Source organism: Sphingomonas corticis, from assembly GCF_012035195.1.
Classification (GTDB): Bacteria; Pseudomonadota; Alphaproteobacteria; order Sphingomonadales; family Sphingomonadaceae; genus Sphingomonas; species Sphingomonas corticis.
The window spans coordinates 16,138-31,979 of sequence record NZ_JAAVJH010000003.1; the positions used below are offsets into that span (position 1 = coordinate 16,138).

At 70.6% G+C, this 15,842-nt stretch carries 16 protein-coding genes; 8 read left to right on the plus strand and 8 right to left on the minus strand.

Annotated features, from left to right (window positions below; all coding sequences use genetic code 11):
* Positions 1-4: 4 nt before the first annotated feature.
* Positions 5-796 (minus strand): division plane positioning ATPase MipZ, encoded by a 792-nt coding sequence (locus tag HBH26_RS05105; RefSeq protein WP_168133543.1) that lies wholly within the window; start codon positions 794-796, stop codon positions 5-7.
* A 78-nt stretch (positions 797-874) separates the two neighbouring features.
* Here HBH26_RS05105 and panC point away from each other — a divergent pair, with 78 nt between their 5' ends.
* Together panC and HBH26_RS05115 are read left to right on the plus strand one after the other, a co-directional pair.
* Positions 875-1,720 (plus strand): pantoate--beta-alanine ligase, encoded by an 846-nt coding sequence (gene panC, locus HBH26_RS05110; protein WP_168133544.1) that lies wholly within the window; start codon positions 875-877, stop codon positions 1,718-1,720.
* A gap of 117 nt (positions 1,721-1,837) precedes the next feature.
* Entirely contained in the window at positions 1,838-2,116 is a 279-nt protein-coding gene (locus tag HBH26_RS05115) for a hypothetical protein (RefSeq protein ID WP_420824977.1), read from the plus strand.
* Between the two features lie 82 nt (positions 2,117-2,198).
* Here HBH26_RS05115 and topA read toward each other — a convergent pair whose 3' ends face one another.
* A complete protein-coding gene (gene topA / locus HBH26_RS05120) occupies positions 2,199-4,736 on the minus strand; it encodes a type I DNA topoisomerase (protein ID WP_168133546.1) in 2,538 nt (845 codons plus the stop codon).
* Positions 4,737-4,874: 138 nt separating this feature from the next.
* Here topA and HBH26_RS05125 point away from each other — a divergent pair, with 138 nt between their 5' ends.
* Positions 4,875-5,363: a hypothetical protein gene (locus HBH26_RS05125; protein WP_168133547.1), complete on the plus strand. Its 489-nt coding sequence runs from the start codon at positions 4,875-4,877 to the stop codon at positions 5,361-5,363.
* Here HBH26_RS05125 and dprA read toward each other — a convergent pair.
* The gene (gene dprA / locus HBH26_RS05130; RefSeq protein WP_338057249.1) at positions 5,360-6,445 is read right to left on the minus strand and encodes a DNA-processing protein DprA; all 1,086 of its coding nucleotides are present in this window, start codon (positions 6,443-6,445) and stop codon (positions 5,360-5,362) included. The two genes, HBH26_RS05125 and dprA, sit on opposite strands and share 4 nt — an antisense overlap.
* A complete protein-coding gene (gene plsY / locus HBH26_RS05135) occupies positions 6,426-7,079 on the minus strand; it encodes a glycerol-3-phosphate 1-O-acyltransferase PlsY (RefSeq protein ID WP_168133548.1) in 654 nt (217 codons plus the stop codon). The genes dprA and plsY overlap by 20 nt, the downstream gene beginning before the upstream one ends.
* A gap of 137 nt (positions 7,080-7,216) precedes the next feature.
* Between plsY and murI the strand changes: the two genes are divergently transcribed.
* Together murI and hemA are read left to right on the plus strand one after the other, a co-directional pair.
* Positions 7,217-8,014, plus strand: coding sequence for a glutamate racemase (gene murI, locus HBH26_RS05140; RefSeq protein ID WP_168133549.1), 798 nt, complete (start codon positions 7,217-7,219; stop codon positions 8,012-8,014).
* 52 nt (positions 8,015-8,066) lie between these two features.
* Positions 8,067-9,308 carry a 5-aminolevulinate synthase gene (gene hemA / locus HBH26_RS05145; RefSeq protein ID WP_168133550.1) on the plus strand — a complete coding sequence of 414 codons (1,242 nt, stop codon included), beginning with the start codon at positions 8,067-8,069 and terminating at the stop codon, positions 9,306-9,308.
* A gap of 9 nt (positions 9,309-9,317) precedes the next feature.
* Here hemA and HBH26_RS05150 read toward each other — a convergent pair whose 3' ends face one another.
* Positions 9,318-10,247 (minus strand): helix-turn-helix domain-containing protein, encoded by a 930-nt coding sequence (locus tag HBH26_RS05150; RefSeq protein WP_168133551.1) that lies wholly within the window; start codon positions 10,245-10,247, stop codon positions 9,318-9,320.
* A gap of 103 nt (positions 10,248-10,350) precedes the next feature.
* On the opposite strand from HBH26_RS05150, the gene HBH26_RS05155 reads away from it, so the two are divergent.
* From HBH26_RS05155 to HBH26_RS05165, 3 genes are all read left to right on the plus strand, one after another.
* Positions 10,351-10,800, plus strand: a complete 450-nt coding sequence (locus tag HBH26_RS05155; RefSeq protein WP_338057250.1) for an OsmC family protein — start codon at positions 10,351-10,353, stop codon at positions 10,798-10,800.
* Positions 10,801-11,079: 279 nt separating this feature from the next.
* Entirely contained in the window at positions 11,080-11,781 is a 702-nt protein-coding gene (locus HBH26_RS05160; protein WP_168133553.1) for an NAD-dependent deacylase, read from the plus strand.
* A 61-nt stretch (positions 11,782-11,842) separates the two neighbouring features.
* Positions 11,843-12,613, plus strand: a complete 771-nt coding sequence (locus tag HBH26_RS05165; RefSeq protein ID WP_168133554.1) for a class II aldolase/adducin family protein — start codon at positions 11,843-11,845, stop codon at positions 12,611-12,613.
* 9 nt (positions 12,614-12,622) lie between these two features.
* On the opposite strand, the gene HBH26_RS05170 is transcribed toward HBH26_RS05165, so the two are convergent.
* The 3 genes from HBH26_RS05170 to HBH26_RS05180 form a co-directional block, all read right to left on the minus strand.
* Positions 12,623-13,231: an I78 family peptidase inhibitor gene (locus tag HBH26_RS05170; protein WP_168133555.1), complete on the minus strand. Its 609-nt coding sequence runs from the start codon at positions 13,229-13,231 to the stop codon at positions 12,623-12,625.
* Positions 13,232-13,315: 84 nt separating this feature from the next.
* A complete protein-coding gene (gene uvsE / locus HBH26_RS05175) occupies positions 13,316-14,476 on the minus strand; it encodes a UV DNA damage repair endonuclease UvsE (RefSeq protein WP_168133556.1) in 1,161 nt (386 codons plus the stop codon).
* The gene (locus tag HBH26_RS05180; RefSeq protein ID WP_168133557.1) at positions 14,473-15,573 is read right to left on the minus strand and encodes a YihY/virulence factor BrkB family protein; all 1,101 of its coding nucleotides are present in this window, start codon (positions 15,571-15,573) and stop codon (positions 14,473-14,475) included. Before HBH26_RS05180 ends, uvsE begins: the two co-directional genes overlap by 4 nt.
* Positions 15,574-15,842 lie beyond the last annotated feature (269 nt).

Consider the following 15,842-nt stretch of genomic DNA (forward strand, 5'->3'; position numbering starts at 1 on the left):
CGCCCTACGCTGCGAACAGCGGCATGGCCGGCTCGGGCAGCGACAGGCCGGCCATCATCTCGCGCAGTTCCTGCCGCGCCGCGACGTGGCTCAGCCCCATGCCGCCGATCGCCTTGGCGTCCAGAAGGGTCAGGCCGGATGGGAACAGCTCGCGATAGATCACGCGCTCGCCCAGACCCGGGATGATGCGGAAGCCGACGCGGCGGGCGAGCTGGGTCAGCGCCTCCTGTACGCGGCGCATGTTGCGCGCCTCGAGGTATTGCAGCCGGTTGCGCAGCACGACCCAGTCGATCGTCGCGCCGTCCTCCTTCGCCCGCGCCTTGCGCGCGTCCCAGATCAGTTCGGAGTAGAAGCTGGGCCGCGTCACCTTGAACGTGTCCGGATCGACCTGACCGATCAGGTCGAAGTCGACGAAGCTGTCGTTCATCGGCGTCACCAAAGTGTCGGCGATGGCCGCCGCGGTGCGCGCGCACGGGTCGTCGCGGCCCGGCGTGTCGATGACCAGAAAATCGTGCGTACCCATGAAGCGCTGGAAATGCTCCGCGAAATTGCCGTCGGCACGCCCGTCCCCGGTGGCGTGCGCGGGCAGCGGCAGGTCCAGCTCCTTGGCGCGCGCGGTCGCCTCGCGGTTCTCCAGATAGCGGCCGAGCGTGCGCTGGCGGTGGTCGAGGTCGATGCAGGCGACCTGCGCGCCCTTCGCCGCCAGCGCGATCGCGACGTGGACGGCGGTGGTCGACTTGCCCGTGCCGCCCTTCTCGTTGGCGAAGACGATGACGTGAGTCTTGAGATCGGCCAACGCCCTAACTTCCCTGGTTGATCGGCTTTCGGCGCGATCATAGAAGCCCCGTCGCCGAGTTTCGAGGGGGTACGCGCGTTGGAGGTGTTTCGTGAACTGGCGGGCCTGCGGGCCGCGCTGGCGGCGGCGGCGGGCGAGGGGCGGGAAGTCGCGCTGGTGCCGACCATGGGTGCGCTTCACGCAGGGCACATCGCGCTGATCGAGGCGGCGCGGCGCCCCGGCGCGTGCGTGGTCGCGTCGATCTTCGTCAACCCGCGGCAGTTCGGCGCGGGCGAGGACCTGTCGCGCTACCCGCGCAAGGAACTGTCCGACATCGCGATGTTGAACGAGGCCGGCTGCGATCTGGTGTGGCTGCCGCCAGTGGAGGCGATGTACCCGGCGGGCTTCGCGACCAGCATCGCCGTCGGCGGGGTCAGCGAGGGGCTGGACGGCGCGGCCCGGCCGGGCCACTTCGACGGGGTCGCGACGGTGGTGGCGAAGCTGTTCAACCAGGTGCAGCCCGCGCGCGCCTATTTCGGCGAGAAGGACTTTCAGCAGCTGGCGGTGATCCGCCGGCTGGTCGCGGACCTGGACTTCGCGGTCGAGATCGTCGGGGTGCCGACGCAGCGCGACGACGACGGCTTGGCGCTGTCCAGCCGCAACGTCTACCTGGACGAGGAGCAGCGTGCGAAGGCGGTGGCGCTGCCGCGCGCGCTGGGCCAGGCGGCGCGGGCGATCGCGGGCGGTACCGCGCCTGACGCCGCGCTGGCGGAAGCGCGCGCCACGCTGACCGCGGCGGGGTTCGACGTCGACTATGTCGAGCTGGTCGATGCCGGATCGCTGCTGCCCGATCCGCCCGCCGACCGGCGGCGCCAGTTGCTGGCCGCGGCCCGGCTCGGCAGCACGCGGCTGATCGACAACCTGGCCGTTTCACCCACGATATAAATCGTTTACGACTATCGTCTTAGAGTAATCCAGCGCGGTTAACGCGTTAACCATTTGGAAGGCCGAATCGGCCGATGGTCATCATCGAGATTGGGGGGCAATCCGATGGAGCCGACCGTGGACAATATCTTCTTCGACCGACAGGTGGCCCGCGCCACGCAGGGTGACGCCAACGCAGCCTTCGACCTGGGCGTCGCCTATTCCACCGGTACGCGCGGCGTGACGGTGGACCTGACCTGCGCGCATCAATGGTTCAACCTGGCCGCCGCCTGGGGGCATGAGGACGGCCCCGCGGCGCGCGCCGATGTGTCCGAGGACATGACCGCGCGCGAGATCGCCAACGCACAGCGCGCCGCCCGCGCCGTACTGGCCGCGATGCAGCGCCGCGCGGCCTGAGATCACCCGTCCAGCCTGAGCGCAGTCGAAGGCCACGGGACACCGTGGCTGGGCTTCGACTTCGCTCAGCACGAACGGAGGCTTATTTCTTCGCCGCCGTCTTTCTTGCCGGCGCCTTCTTCGCCGGGGCCTTCTTTTTGGCCGGCGCCTTCTTCTTCTTGCCCGCGGGCGCTGCGGCGGCGCGCGCGTCGATCAGCTGCGCGGCTTCCTCCAGCGTCAGCGCGTCGGGCGCGACCGTCTTGGGCAGCGTCGCGTTGGTCGTGCCGTCGGTGACATAGGGACCGTAGCGGCCCTCCATCAGCTTCAGCTCCAGCTCGGTACGCGGGTGCGCGCCCAGCACCTTCAGCGGCTCGCGCGCGGCCCCGCGCTGCGGCCGCCCGCCGCCCGCCGCGGCCTCGGCCAGCTTCACCACCGCGGCGTTCATGCCCGTCTCGAACACGTCCGCGGTCGATTGCAGCCGCGCATACTTGCCCGCATGGGCGAGATAGGGGCCGTAGCGCCCGATCGAGGCCGTGATCGGCTCGCCCGTCTCCGGATGCGCGCCGATCGTCCGCGGCAGACTGAGCAGCTTCAGCGCCATCTCGAGATCAAGCTCGCCGATATCCTTGGGAATGGAGGCGCGCTTCGCCTCCTTGCCCTCGCCCAGCTGGATATAGGGGCCGAAGCGTCCCGACTTGCGCTCCACCGGCAGCCCGGTCTCCGGATCCTTGCCCAGCGTCTCCGGCCCGGCATCGCCTTCCGCCGCGTCGCCGCCCTGCGCGAAGCGGCGGGTAAACTTGCAGTCGGGATAGTTGGAGCACGCGATGAACGCGCCGAACCGCCCGCCGCGCAGCGCCAGTTGGCCGTCGCCGCACGCCGGGCAGGCACGCGGATCGCCCCCGTCCGCCTTCTCGGGGAACAGATAGGGCGCGAGGAACTGGTCGAGCGCGGCGGTCACCTCGCTCGGCTTCTGCTCCATCACCTCCGCGGTGCGCGGCTTGAAGTCCTTCCAGAACGCCTCCAGCACCGCCTGCCACGCGGCGCGGCCGCCGGACACGTCGTCCAGCTCCTCCTCCAGCTCGGCGGTGTAGTCGTAGCCGACGTAGCGCTCGAAGAAGCGCTCGAGGAAGGCGGTCACCAGCCGGCCGCTCTCCTCGGCGAAGAAGCGGTTCTTCTCGACGCGGACATAGGCGCGGTCCTTCAGCGTCTTGATGATCGAGGCATAGGTGGAGGGGCGACCGATGCCGAGCTCCTCCATCCGCTTCACCAGCGTGGCCTCGGAGAAGCGGGGCGGGGGCTGGGTGAAATGCTGCTCGGCCTCCACCGCCGTCTTCGCGGGCGCATCGCCCTCGCGCAGGCGCGGCAGGCGCTTCGCGTCCTCGTCCGCGCTGTCGTCCTGCCCTTCCTCGTAGAGCGCGAGATAGCCGGGGAACAGCACGACCTGCCCGGTCGCGCGCAGCACGTTGCGGCCCGTGCCGTCGGCCATGTCGACGGTCGTGCGCTCCATCCGCGCCGACGCCATCTGCGAGGCGAGCGCGCGCTTGAAGACGAGGTCGTAGAGGCGCGCATGGTCGCCCGACCCGACGCGATCCTTGCCGAAGTCGGTCGGACGAATCGCCTCGTGCGCCTCCTGCGCGTTCTTCGCCTTGGTCTGGTAGTGGCGCGGCTTGTCCGGCACGTAGCTGCCGTCGTAGCGGTTCGCGATGGCGGCGCGGGCGGCGGAGATGGCGCTGCCGTCCATCTGCACGCCGTCCGTCCGCATGTAGGTGATCGCCCCGTCCTCGTAGAGCTGCTGCGCGATCCGCATCGTGTGGTCGGCGGAGAAGCCCAGCTTGCGCGCGGCTTCCTGCTGGAGCGTCGACGTGGTGAAGGGCGGCGGCGGGTTGCGCGTGGCGGGCTTGGTCTCGACCGACTGGACGGTGAAGCGGCCGTCCTCGACCGCCTTCCTCGCGGCCTGCGCGTCGCCCTCGTTGCCGATCGACAGCCGGTCCAGCTTCCTGCCGTTCCATTGCGTCAGGCGCGCGGCGAACGGCGTGCCATCCTGTTCCATCGTGGCGGTAACGGACCAATATTCCTGCGCGCGGAACGCCTCGATCTCGCGCTCGCGCTCGACGATCAGGCGCAGCGCCACCGACTGCACGCGGCCCGCGGACTTCGCGCCCGGCAGCTTGCGCCACAGCACGGGAGAGAGGGTGAAGCCGACGAGATAGTCGAGCGCACGCCGCGCGCGATACGCGTCGATCAGGTCGGTATCCAGCTCGCGCGGCGCCTTCATCGCGTCGGTCACCGCCTGCTTGGTGATCGCGTTGAAGGTGACGCGCTCCACCGCCTTGGGCAGCGCCTTGCGCTTGGCCAGCACCTCCTGCACGTGCCAGGAGATCGCCTCGCCCTCGCGATCGGGATCGGTCGCCAGGATCAGGCGGTCCGCATCCTTGGCGAGGTCGGTGATCGCCTTCAGCTGCTTGGCCTTGTCGGCGTAATTCTCCCACTCCATCGCGAATCCCTGGTCGGGATCCACCGAGCCGTCCTTGGGCGGCAGGTCGCGGACGTGGCCGAAGCTCGCGAGAACGCGATAGTCGGCGCCGAGGTACTTTTCGATGGTCTTCGCCTTGGCGGGCGATTCGACGATGACGAGCTGCATTGGTGCCTTAACTAGGAAGCCTCACACGTACGCGCGAGGGTTGGACGTCGGTGGCGGCGCGTCAAGCCGACACGACGGCCGAGATTGACAGCGGCGCCCCCGCGCCCGAGGACGGCGCGGGGCGAAGGGGACGATGGCATGACGGGACGATCGGCTGTGCTGGGAGCGGTTCTGGCGCTTGCGCTGTTCGGCCCGTCGGCACCGGCGGCGGCGCGACCCGAGGCGCCCGCAGCCTGTTCGATCAACGAGACCCGCGACGATCGCGTCGCCGCCGCGATGGGCGAGCGTCCCTATGCCTTCGCCGGGTACGACACGCTGTGCCGCTTCCTGAAGGAGCGCGGGCTGTCGGTCGATCTGGCGGGCGACAGCGGCGTGCTGTCGGGACGGTCCTACGGCTGGGTGTACGTGCGGCTGGTGGATCGGACGACGCGGATCGCCTCCTACGGCTCGTCCTTCACCACCGTGCTGAACGCCGAGGCGTCGACGCCCAAGGCGGAGGAGGCGATGCGGCAGGCGCTGAACGGCGCGATGGCCACGCTGGCGAGCAATCCGCAGTTTCGTGCCCAGCTGGTCGAGCAGATCGCGACGGAGACCGCGCGGTTGCGGCGCGTGCTGGCGAAGCCCTAGTCGATCAGGCTCACTCGCCCGCCGGCGTGCCGTTCCAGCCGGCCGGCGAGTTCCCACTCCAGCAGGACCGCCTGCACCACCGCGGGGGACAGTGCCGACTGGCGCACCAGCTCGTCCACCGGCACCGCCACCGTGCCCAGCAGCGTGGAGAGGCGGCGGCGGTCGGCGTCGGTCGCGTCCTCCGGCGGCCCACCGTCCCAGGGCGATGCGGGAGCGCGGACCGCGCGCGCGTCGATCGGGCGCAGCTGTTCCAGCACGTCGGCGGCGCCCTGGATCAGCGTGGCGCCCTCCCTGATGAGGCCGTTGCACCCGGCCGCGCGCGGATCGCCGGGGTGGCCCGGCACCGCCATCACCTCGCGCCCCGCCTCGCCCGCGAGCCGCGCGGTGATGAGCGAGCCGGATCGTGGTGCCGCCTCGATCACGACGGTGCCGAGCGAGAGGCCGGCGATGATGCGGTTGCGATAAGGAAAGTGTCGCGCGCGCGGCTCGGTGCCGGGCGGCATCTCCGCCAGCAGCAGTCCCTCCGCGGCGACGCGTTCCTGCAGCGCGGCGTTCTCCGGCGGGTAGACCACGTCGATCCCGCCCGCGATCACCGCGACCGTCGCCGGCAGGGCGCCCTGGTGCGCGGCGGAATCGATGCCCCGCGCCAGGCCGGAGACGACCGTGGCACCGCGGGCCGCCAGATCGTGCGCCAGCCCGCGGGCATAGCGGCACGACGCAGCGGAGGCGTTGCGCGCGCCGACCAGCGCGACCGTGGGCGCGCGCGTCAGGGCGGCGTCGCCGCGCGCGGTCAGCACCGGCGGCGCGTCGTCCAGCTCGGCGAGCAGCGCAGGATAGTCCGCCTCGCCCAGGAACAGGTGGCGTGCGCCGATCCGCGCCACCGCCTCCCGTTCCCGCGCGATCGCCGCCGCATCGGGCAACCGCGGCGCGCCGCCGCCCCGTCGCGCCAGGTCGGGCAGCGCGTCGAGCGCCGCGGCGGCGGTGCCGAAGCGGGCGAGCAGCTGGCGGAACGCGACCGGGCCGACCCCCGGCGTGCGGATCAGCCGGAGCCGGTCGGCGGCGTCATCCAACGGGGTCGGCACCGGCGCCCGTGTCGGCGTCGGAACCCGGCGCCCCGGTGCGCCGGCCGACGCGCGGCTCGTCGCCGTTGATCAGGCGGCCGATATTCTCGCGATGCTTCCACAGCACGATGCCCGCCAGCGCCATCAGCAGCGGCACCAGATCGAACGCGTCGGTCATGGCCGCGGTGACGGGGGTGGAGATGGCCGCGATCATGCCCGCCAGCGAGGAGATGCGCGTCGCCGCCAGCAATCCCAGCCACAGCAGCGCGAACACCGCGCCCAGCGGCCAGTGCAGCGCCAGTGCGATGCCCATCAGGGTCGCCACGCCCTTGCCCCCGCGGAACCGCAGCCACACGGGGTAGCAATGCCCGATCAGCGCGGCGGCGGCGGCCAGCACCTCCTCGCCGGGCAGCAATGCGCGTACCGCCAGCACCGCGACGACGCCCTTGGCGAGGTCCAGCAGCAGCGTCGCGGCGGCCAGACCCTTGCGCCCGGTGCGCAGGACGTTGGTGGCGCCGATGTTGCCGGACCCGATGGTACGCAGGTCGCCCGCGCCGAACGCACGCGTGAGGATGACGCCGAACGGGATCGAGCCGAGCAGATAGCCGATCAGCAAGGCGGCGGCGGGCGCGGTCCAGACGATCTGTGTCGGCAAGCGTGCTGTTCCCCCTTCGTCCCGGTGCGTAGCGGATTGTAAGGAAGGGCGCCACTAATCTGGATCAAGATTGATGCGGTCCTTTTGCCTCGCGCTGCCGCATTGTCGCTGACCGTCGTGCACCGTAGAGCCGCGCCATGCACGATACCGCGCCGATCCTGTTCTTCGATTCCGGTGTCGGGGGTCTCTCCGTGGTGGCGCCGACCGTGGCGCTGCTGCCGACGGCGGGAATCGTCTACGTCGCCGATTCGGCGGGTTTCCCCTATGGCACCAAGTCGGAGGGCGAGATCGCGGCGCGGGTGCCCGCGCTGCTCGGGCGACTGGCGGAGCGCTATCGCCCGCGGCTGATCGTGATCGCGTGCAATACCGCCTCCACGATCGCGCTGGGCGCGGTGCGCGCCGCGCTGGACGTGCCGATCGTCGGCACCGTTCCCGCGATCAAGCCTGCCGCGGCGATCAGCCGGACGCGCACCATCGGCGTGCTGGGCACCGCGGCGACGGTGCGCCAGCCCTATGTCGACGACCTGGTCGCGCGCTTCGCCGCGGATTGCACCGTGCTGCGCTACGGCTCCGCCGCGCTGGTCGAGATCGCCGAGGCGGCGCTGGCGGGGGAGGCGCCGTCGCCCGACGCCGTGGCGACCGAACTGGCTGGGCTGTTCGGCCAGCCGGGGGGCGTGCGGATCGACACGATCGTCAACGCCTGCACGCACTTCCCCCTGCTGGAAGGCGACATGACCGCGGTGGCGCCGCCGGGCGTCGCCTTCGTCGATGGCGGACCCGGAATCGCGCGGCGAGTCGCGGCGCTGACCCACGGGCAGGCGTGGCCCGCCGTCGCGCCGCCCGCGCGGCTGGTCTTGACCCGGCTGGGCGAGCGGGAGCGCGCGATCGCCGCGACGCTGGCAGACCGCGGGTTCGCCTCCGCCGAGACACTGTGATCGAGCAAATCCACTGGCGTTGATGCTGGCACGGGGGTAAGTGCCCGTGCCCATGAGCATCGACAGCAGCACGCGGCCGCTCGACTATTCGCGCGTCTTCACCCAGGCCATCGACCGGCTTCACGCCGAGGGCCGGTACCGCGTGTTCATCGACATCCTGCGCAACAAGGGCATGTTCCCCAACGCGCGCTGCTTCGCCGGGCACAACGGGCCCAAGCCGATCACCGTGTGGTGTTCCAACGACTATCTCGCGATGGGCCAGCATCCCAAGGTGATCGCGGCGATGGAGGAGGCGCTGCACGACGTGGGCGCCGGCAGCGGCGGCACGCGCAACATCGGCGGCAACACGCACTATCACGTCGACCTGGAAGGCGAGCTGGCCGACCTGCACGGCAAGGAGGCGGCGCTGCTGTTCACCAGCGGCTATGTGTCGAACGAGGCGACGCTGTCGACGCTGGCCAGGGTGCTGCCGGGCTGCATCATCTACTCGGACGAACTGAACCACGCCTCGATGATCGCCGGGATCCGCAACTCGGGGTGCGAGAAGCGCGTGTTCCGCCACAACGACGTTGCGCATCTCGAAGCGCTGCTGGCCGCCGACGATCCCGCGCTGCCCAAGCTGATCGCGTTCGAGAGCGTCTATTCGATGGAAGGCGACGTCGCGCCGATTGCCGCGATCTGCGACCTCGCCGACAAGTACAATGCGCTCACCTATCTGGACGAGGTGCACGCGGTCGGCATGTACGGCCCGCGCGGCGGCGGCATTTCCGAGCGCGACGGCGTGGCCGACCGGCTGACCATCATCGAGGGCACGCTGGGCAAGGCGTTCGGCGTGATGGGCGGCTATATCGCCGCGGACCGCACGATCGTCGACGTGATCCGCAGCTACGCGCCCGGCTTCATCTTCACGACCTCGCTTTCGCCCGTGCTGGTCGCGGGCGTGCTGGCCAGCGTGCGCCACCTGAAGGCGTCGAGCGTCGAGCGCGAGGGGCAGCAGGCGGCGGCTGCCACGCTGAAGGCGATGCTGGCCGACGCCGGGCTGCCGGTGATGGCGGGCGAGACGCATATCGTGCCGGTGATGGTCGGCGATCCGGTGAAGGCGAAGAAGATCAGCGACATCCTGCTCGCCGAATACGGCGTCTACGTGCAGCCGATCAATTACCCCACCGTGCCGCGCGGCACCGAGCGGCTGCGCTTCACGCCCGGTCCGGCGCACGACGAGGCGATGATGCGCGACCTGACCGACGCACTGGTCGAGATCTGGTCGCGGCTGGAACTGCGCGCCGCCGCCTGACGATCGGCGTCAGGCGAAGGCGACCAGCGAGGGCCTGCCGCCGAGATAGAGCGCGGCCGTGTCCGCCGGGTTCAGCCCTGCCGCCACCAGCTCGGTCACGCGGCGCAGGCCGTAGGCGGTGGTGATGCCCCCGTCCCTGGCGATCGACGGTCGCCGGTACTGCGCCTCGCCGACCAACCACCCGCCCTCCACCTGCCGCACCAGCCCGCGCTGCTCCAGCGCGGCGGCGTGGCGCCATGCGGTCGCGTAGGGAATGCCCAGCGTGCGCGCGATCACCGCCAGCACGGCGGGAACGCGCTCCGCGTCGGCGACGTAATCGCGCGCGAAGCGTGCCGATAGCGCGGGATCGACGGTGATGTGGCGCACGTTCGCCGCCGCGATCGCCCCCCAAATCGTCATCGCGCGCCAACCGCCCAGCGTGTCGCGCCACGTCTCGAACGGCAGCAGCGCGATGTCGAGCGCGGTCGCCAGCACCGCGGGTACCAGCGGGCGTGCCGGCGCGCCACGGGGCGCGGGCAGCACGCCGCCGATCGCGTCGAACTCCTCCACCAGCCGGATCAGCAGGTCGTGCGCCTCGGTGTAGAAGGCGGTGACGCGCGGCGCCGCGGCGGCGGCGGTGCTGATCGACACGCCGCGCGGATCGATCGACACCAGCCCGTCGCGGGCCAGCGCGTGAACGTGGCGACGCACCGTCTCGAACGGGCGGCCGAGCGAGCGTGCCAACGCGTTGATCGATCCGACGCGCGTCGCCGCCGGCGGCCGCGCGATCCTGCCCTGCGCGCTCCAATCGGGCGCCGAGAGCCGCGCCAGCAGCAGCACCACGACGCCGGGATCGTGCCTGATGGTCAGGTGGCGCGCGACCGACTGGCCGATCGCGAGATAGATCTCGCCGGTCCAGCGCGACAGGCGGAGATGGGGAATGGGGGCGGGATCGATCATTGCGGCGGCCGGCGAGCGGACCTATTCCACGCGCGCGGGCGCCGTACCAGCGGCCATCCCGTTCAAAGGTGTCGAAATGGGGCAGCGTCTGCATCGATACGCCGTGACCCTCGCCTGGACGGGGAACACCGGCACGGGTACCGCCACCTACCGCGGCTACGAGCGCGCGCACGTCATCCGCGTGGCAGGCAAGCCCGACCTCCCCGGCTCCTCCGACCCCGCCTTTCGCGGCGACGGGGCCCGCTGGAACCCGGAGGAGCTGCTGCTCGCCTCGCTCTGCGCCTGTCATCAACTGTGGTACCTCTCGCTCTGCGCCGAGGCGGGAGTGGTCGTCACCGCCTACGAGGACGCGGCCGAGGGCGAGATGGTGGAGGAGGCGGACGGCGCGGGCCGCTTCGTCCGCGCCACGCTCCACCCGAGGGTGACGGTGACGGCCAACTCCGATGTCGCCGCGGCGGCGGCGCTGCACGACCGGGCCCACGCGATGTGCTTCATCGCGCGATCGGTGGCCTTTCCGGTGGAGCATCGCGCGACGATCGTGCGGAGCGAATAAGGGGCGGGACGGTTCGGACAGGCATTCCCTTTTCCCGATCGACGTCGGCGGTTTCGGCATCGGGGAACTCGCGGTCGGGCGTCGGATGATCGGCGCGGCGGGATAGCAAAGATCGGTTCGCCGTTGTGAACGCGCGCGCGCAGGTCGGCCTGGACGAGGATGGTCACGTCCATGGTGTGCCGTGCCAGAGGCGACCAGGTTCCGGAATCGCCATCCGCACCGAGAAGCGCCCGCGCATCTCCGCTTCCCGTCCCGCGGGCCAGACCCTACTCTGGCCCGATGCCCACCCCGGATTCGATCGTCATCCTCACCGGCGCGGGCATTTCCGACGAGAGCGGCATCGCCACCTTCCGCGGGCCGGGCGGGTTGTGGGAGGGGCATCGCGTCGAGGACGTGTGTACGCCCAAGGCGCTGGTGCGTGACCCGGCGCTCGTCCACCGCTTCTACGACGAGCGGCGCGGCGCGCTGGCCGGCGTCGCACCCAACGCCGCGCACCGGGCGATCGCGCGGTTGCAGCGCGAGTGGCCGGGCGAGGTGCTGCTGGTGACGCAGAACGTCGACGACCTGCACGAGCGCGCGGGGTCGCACGACGTGGTGCACATGCACGGCGCGCTGCTGTCCGCGCTGTGCGCGCATTGCGGCGTGCGCACGCCGTGGGACGGGGAACTGCCCCCGGCCGCGTGCTGTGGTGACTGCGACGTGCCCGCGCTCCGGCCCGACATCGTCTTCTTCGGCGAGATGCCGTACGAGATGGAGCGGATCGAGGCGGCGCTGGCGCGGGCGGACCTGTTCGTGTCGATCGGCACGTCGGGCGCGGTCTATCCCGCCGCGGGCTTCGTGCGGCTCGCCCGGCACCACGGCGCCGCCACGCTGGAGCTCAACCTCGAACCCTCGGCCGGCAGCGCGTGGTTCGATGACACGCGGCTCGGCCCCGCGGGCGTGCTGGTGCCGTCATGGGTCGAGGCGCTGCTGGCGGGGTGACGCGACGGCGATTAGCCGCTACCCTCGTTGCGATATGAAACGTAGGTGAGGAGACAGTGAGATGGCCACGCTCGCATCGGTCGCGACGCCGCATTACGCCCCCGGCGAGTGGGAGGCGCGAGTCGATCTGGCCGCCGCCTATAGGTTGGTGGCGCTCTATGGCTGGGACGATCTGATCTTCACCCACCTGTCCGCGCGCGTGCCCGGGCCAGAGCACCATTTCCTCATCAATCCCTACGACATGATGTTCGAGGAGATCACCGCGTCCAGCCTGGTGAAGATCGACGTCGAGGGCAATCCGATCGGCGAGACGACGCATCCGGTGAACCCCGCGGGCTTCACCATCCACTCCGCCATCCATATGGCGCGCGAGGATGCGGCGGCGGTCATGCACCTGCACACGCCCCATGGGCAGGCGGTGAGCGCGATGGAGTTCGGGCTGCTGCCGCACACGCAGACGGCGATGATCGCCAGCCACGACGTCGCCTATCACGACTACGAGGGCATCGCGACCGACCTGGAGGAGCGCGAGCGGCTGGTGGCGGACATCGGCGACCGGAACGCGATGATCCTGCGCAACCATGGCACGCTGGCGGTGGGCGAGTCGGTCGGCGCGTGCTTCGTGCGGCTCTACTTTCTCGAGCGCGCCTGCGAGGCGCAGGTCATGATGCTGTCCGCAGGCCGCGAGAATCTGAACCGCGTCCACCAGGGCGTGGAGGAGAAGGTGGCGCATCAGTCCAATCCCAAGGGGATGGGAATGCTGGCGCAGAAGCTGGCATGGCCGGCGCTGCTGCGCAAGCTGGACCGGATCGACCCGAGCTACCGGAACTGACCAGCCGCGTCAGGAGAAGCCGATCGCGGTGATCCGGTCGTCCGCATCCACCGACACGTTCACGCGGTGGGTGCGGAAATCGAGCGTTATCATGTCGCCCGGGCGAATCACGCGCAGCTCCCAGCCGAGCAGCTCGCGGATCGCGACGGGCAGCGTCGCCGCGTCGGTCAGCCGCTGCACGGCGGCGGCGATCTGCGCAGGCGAGGCGTCGCCCTGCGGCATCGGGCCGGGATCGCCTCCGGCGCTGGCCGCCGGAAGCAGCGTGCGGGCGCCGATCGACATGGGAAAGGGCACCTCCGGCCCGGCGCGACCGGCGAAGCGGACGACGTCCCCCGCCCCCTCGCAGGGCGGCTCGGCGAAGGGCCAGGCGGCCCAGCCGTCGCGCCCCACGATCCCGTCCATCAGCAGCGCGAAGCCCGCGTCGGTCAACCGGCACGCATTGAAGCCGCCGCCCGGCGCCCCGCACATCGCGATCGTGGGTCGCGCGAAGGTGCAGGCCTGCTCGATCGCATCGGCACCCACGATGCGGGCCAGCTCCGCCCGAGCCTCGTCAAGCGGCGTGGCCGGAACGCCCGTGCACTGGATCGCGCCATCCGCCTTGAACACCCACGTCCCCATCGCGTCCTCCCCCCGTCGCGTCGCGGGCGAGGGTCGCGGCCCGCGCGACCGGCGTCGAGGAAAGATGCATCCGAACCGGAACGATCACGCCGCCTCCAGCGCGGCGTCGCCTTCGTCCACGTCGGGCGCGCTGTCGGCGTCGGCGGCGCCGTCCTCCAGCGCCGCCTCGTCCGCGGCGAGCGCGTCGGCGTCCGCCGCGGTGATGCCGAAGCGGGCGGCGACGTCGGGCGCATAGCGCAGCAGGTCGGGCCGCAGCTTCAACAGGCTGACGTCCTTCGCCTTGCCCTCCATCATCACGTCGAACGTCAGCCCCTGCGCGGTGCGCATGAAGGTGCCGAATTCGAACGGATTGGTGAAGTCGGCGTGGCCGGTCCATACCGGCGGGCGGAGCACCGTCTTCACCCGCGCCGTCGCCTTCACCGGCGCCTTGACGATCTCGCCCTTCTTTACCGCCTTGCCGCTGGCGCGCTGCTTCGGCGTGATCTTCTGCTTCAGTTCGCGCATGGCGGTGTTGGGCGAGGAGAAGTGGATCTTGGGCCGCACGCCGGTGGGCCAGGTGGCGAGAAAGCGCTCCAGCGTGTCGCGCAGGTCCAGCCCCTCCTTGTTGAGGCACCAGAAATGCTGGTAGTCGAAGATCAGGCGCACGCCCGTCCGCTCGTGGATCCACAGCACGTCCGCGGCGGAGAAGCGCAGATCGTCGTTCTCCAGCACCAGGCGGCGGCGGACGTGGTCGGGACATTTCTCATAGCCCTGGATCCAGCGCGCGCGGCTCGCCTCGTGATCGTCGTAGACGCCGCCGACGTGCGTCACCATCACCGCCTCGTCGTCCAGCCCCATGCGATCGAGCATCTCCGCCTGGCTGGCGAGGTCCCAGATCGACTTGGCGGTCAGCCCCTCGTCGGGACTGTTGAGGAGGACATATTGCGACGGGTGGAAGGACAGGCGGATGCCCAGCCGCCGCGCCTTGGCGCCCAGCCCAGCGAGCTCGGCATCGCTCTCCGCCACCATCGCGTGGAACTGCGGCATGTCCGGATGGGTGGCATAGGGAGCAAGGTCGGAGGACAGGCGGTACATCTCCAGCCGCTCGCGCGCGAGATAGTCAAGGATCGCGTCGACATGCTCCAGCGAGACCTTCAGGTGCGGCCCCGCCTGCCAGCGGCGGGTATCGTGCGACTTCAGGTCGGGACGTCCCATCACCTTGACGGGAAAGCCCAGGCGGAGCGGATGATCGGTGGGCGTGCTCATGCGCGGTGCAACGCCGTGGGGCGTCGCCGGGTGCCCGCCGCGATGCCGGCACCCGCGAGCAGCAGCGCCATTCCGCGCAGCCAGCGCCCCCGTCGCAGCATCGACAGGCCATAGCCCGCGGCGGTCGCACCCGCGAGCGGCAGGCGGGGCGCGGCGTCGCGAGGAGCGGCCGGGATGGACGCTGGCCGCTCGACCAAGGGATCGACGACGTGATCCGCCACCCAGGCGCCGCGTGCGCCCAGCGGCCTGGCGGTGCCCGTGGTGGTGTCGTGCGCGGTCTGGTGCTCCAGCTCGCTGTTCAGCTCCGCACCGAAGAGCAGCAGGTAGCTGGAAAGATAAAGCCAGGTGAGCAACACCACCACGGCGCCGAGCGACCCGTAAGTGGCGTTGTAGTTGCCGAAATTGGCGACGTAGATGCCGAAGCCCAGGGTCAGCAGCACCCAGCCCGCCGCAGTCAGCAGCGACCCCGGCGTGATCCACGTCCAACGCGCCTGCGCGCGCGACGGGCCGTAGCGGTACAGCGTCGCCGCCGCCGCCGCGGCGACCAGCATCAGCAAAAGGTAGGAGACGATCTTGCCCGCCACGGCGACGCCCGGCGCGTGCGGCAGCACCTCCTCCAGCGCGGCGAGCGCAGTGACGGCCAGCCCAGCGGCGATCGCGGCCAGCACCGCGGCGAACGTGATCGCGAGGTTGACCAGCGTCAGCCGCACGAAGCCGCGCTTCTCCTTCTCCTCATAGGCGATGTTGAGCGCGGTGACGACCGCCCCCGCCCCGTTGCGCGCGCCGAATAGCGCGATGCCCAGCGCCAGGAGCAGGCCGAAGCCCTTCTTGCCCTCCGACGTCTCGACGACGTTCATCAGCTGCTCGCCGACCAGCTGCGCCGCATCCGCCGGCATTGCCGCGGCCAGCGTGCGGACGTTGGCGATCACCGTCTCCGGCTCGGCGAGCAGGCCGTAGCTCAGCACCACCGCGCCCAGCAGCGGGACGATCGCGAGGAAGCCGTAGAAGGCCACCCCCGCGGCGACGAGCCCGATGTTGTCGTCCGACGCCTCCGCCCAACTGCGCTTCGCCACCGCCAGCCAGGTGGCGCGTGGCATCTGCCAGGGGGTGGGGGAAGGCGTGGGGGCGGGGGGCATCGGCATTTCATCCCATGATCTGAAGGGGATGAATGTGTCGGCGCAGCGGTGTGTTCCGAACCGCTACGCCTGAGCTGCAGGTTATGGTCGGAGTCGCTGGTTACGAAAGCCGCGAACGACTTCACGGGCTCAAGATCCGCAGGCGAAATTCCAAGTTCTGGCGAACTCCGCAAATAAATCAATCTTATGAGCAAAATGCGAGAAGCAAGCGAGAAGATTGAAGTTTTTTG